This is a genomic window from Micromonospora endophytica (genome assembly GCF_003236305.1).
Taxonomy (GTDB): Bacteria; Actinomycetota; Actinomycetes; order Mycobacteriales; family Micromonosporaceae; genus Micromonospora; species Micromonospora endophytica.
The window spans coordinates 1-2565 of sequence record NZ_POTX01000425.1 but is presented as its reverse complement, the minus strand read 5'-3'; the positions used below and the strand labels follow the sequence as shown (position 1 = coordinate 2565).

The window sequence follows — 2565 nt, the reverse complement described above, 5'->3', positions numbered from 1 at the left end:
GGGTTGGTGGCCGGGTACGCGTTGGACGCGCTGTTCGGTGATCCGAAACGCGGGCATCCGGTCGCTGGGTTCGGTCGGGCCGCTGCCGCGCTGGAACGCCGCCTCTACCGGCCGGACCGGCGCTCCGGTGCCGCCTTCACCGCGCTCGCCGTTGGCGCGCCGGTGCTGCTCGGGGCGGCGGCTGCGATCGGCACCCGGCGTCGGCCGGTGGCCCGGGCGGTGCTTGTCGCTGGCGGCACCTGGGCGGTGCTCGGCGGACGCAGCCTGCGGCACGAGGCGGAGGCGATGGGCTCGGCGTTGCGCGCGGGTGACCTACCGGCCGCCCGGCAGCGGCTCGGCAACCTCTGCGGGCGGGATCCGTCGAGTCTTGACGAGGCCGAAGTAACCCGGGCGACAGTGGAATCGGTCGCGGAGAACACCTCCGATGCGGTGGTCGCGCCACTGTTCTGGGGTGCGCTGGCCGGGTTGCCGGGGCTGCTCGGCTATCGCGCGGTGAACACGCTCGACGCGATGGTCGGTCACCGGTCGGCCCGCTACGCCCGCTTCGGTACGCCGGCCGCACGCCTCGACGACCTGCTCAACCTGGTGCCGGCACGATTGACCGGCCTGCTGACCATCGCCGTGGCACCGGTCGGGCGCGGCGACCGGGAACGGGCCTGGCGGGTGTGGCGGCGGGACCGGGCCGATCATCCCAGCCCCAACGCGGGGCAGTGCGAGGCGGCGATGGCGGGGGCGCTGGGCGTACGGCTGGGTGGACGCAACGTCTACTTCGGCCGCTCCGAGGTGCGTCCGTTCCTCGGTGACGGACCCCGCCCCGATCCGCGCCACCTGCCGCGGGCGGCCCGGCTCAGCGGTGCGGTGGGGCTGGCGGCGCTCGGGCTCGCTGTGGCGTACCCCCTGACCGTCGGCCGCCTGACCAGCGCCCTCGCCCGCCGCGCGGCCCGCGCCGGTGCCGGTGCCGGTGCCGCAAAAGCCAGCGCCGTCCGCGACATGAAAGCTAGCGTCACGAAAGCCCGCGACATGAAAGCCAGCGCTGGGCGGGGGCGATGAGCGGGGGACTGCTGGTCGCCGGGACCACCTCCGACGCCGGCAAGAGCGTGCTCACCGCCGGCATCTGTCGGTGGCTGCACCGGCAGGGTGTCAAGGTGGCGCCGTTCAAGGCGCAGAACATGTCGAACAACTCGGCGGTGGTGATCGGGCCCGACGGTCGAGGCGGTGAACTCGGCCGGGCCCAGGCGATGCAGGCGGCAGCCTGCGGGATCGCTCCCGACCTGCGGTTCAACCCGGTGCTGCTCAAGCCGGGCAGTGACCTGTCCAGCCAGGTGGTGTTGCTGGGCGAGGCGGTCGACACCATCACCGCCGGCAGCTTCCGGTCGCTGCGGCCCCGGCTGGCGCAGACGGCGTACGCCGCGCTGGCGGAGCTGCGGCAGGCGTACGACGTGGTGGTCTGTGAAGGGGCCGGCAGTCCCGCGGAGATCAACCTGCGCGACGGCGACTACGTGAACATGGGCCTGGCGCGGCAGGCCCGGCTGCCCACCATCGTGGTGGGCGACATCGACCGGGGTGGGGTGTTCGCCGCCATGTTCGGCACCCTGGCCCTGCTTGATCCGGCCGACCAGGCGTTGATCGCCGGCTTCGTGGTGAACAAGTTCCGGGGCGATCGGGGCCTGCTCGCCCCGGGGCTGGAGATGCTGCGTCAGCTCACCGGTCGGCCCACCTACGGCGTGCTGCCGTGGGCACTCGACCTGTGGCTGGACGCGGAGGACTCGCTCGCCTACGGGCGGGTGCTCGGTCGACCGGCCGCCCCGCACGGCACCGAGTGGCTGGACGTGGCAGTGGTGCGGCTGCCCCGGATCAGCAACGCCACAGACGTCGAGGCGCTCGCCACCGAGCCGGGGGTACGGGTGCGGCTCACCGTCGAGCCGGCCGAGTTGGCCGCCGCCGACCTGGTGGTGCTGCCCGGTTCCAAGTCGACGGTGGCCGACCTGGCCTGGCTGCGCGAGACCGGCCTGGCCGACGCGGTGACCGCGCACGTGGCGGCGGGCCGGCCGCTGCTGGGTATCTGCGGCGGCTACCAGATGCTGGCGCGCGCCATCCACGACCCGGTGGAGAGCCGTCGGGGCAGCGTCCCCGGTCTCGGCCTGCTACCCATCGAGATCACCTTCGATCCGCACAAGACGGTCCGGCCGGCGGAGGGCAGCGCCGCCGGCGACCTTCCGGTCCGCGGCTACGAGATCCACCACGGGTACGTCTCGACCACCGACCCGGAACTCACCCCGCTGCTGCACGACCTGAGCGGGGCCGGCGAGGGTGCCCTGCACGGCGTGGTGCACGGCACCCACTGGCACGGCACGTTCGAGTCCGACGAGTTCCGCCGCTGGTTCCTGACCCGGGTGGCGCGCCTGGCCGGGCGTACCGGCTTCCGGGTCGCGCCCGGCAACTCGTTCGCCGCCGCCCGGGAACGCACCCTCGACCTGCTCGGCGACCTGGTCGAGGAACACCTCGACACGGCGGCGCTGTGGCGACTGATCGAGTCCGGCCCCCCGGCCGACCTCCCCTTCGTCC

The 2565-nt window shown here is 73.8% G+C and carries 2 protein-coding genes; both read left to right on the top strand.

Features of this window, described 5'->3' with window-relative positions; translation table 11 throughout:
• Window positions 1-1050: cobalamin biosynthesis protein (locus C1I93_RS30080; RefSeq protein ID WP_111246616.1), on the top strand; the 1050-nt coding region annotated here is incomplete at its 5' end.
• On the top strand, window positions 1047-2565 hold a 1519-nt coding region (locus C1I93_RS30075), incomplete at its 3' end, for a cobyric acid synthase (RefSeq protein ID WP_111246615.1). The genes C1I93_RS30080 and C1I93_RS30075, both read left to right, overlap by 4 nt.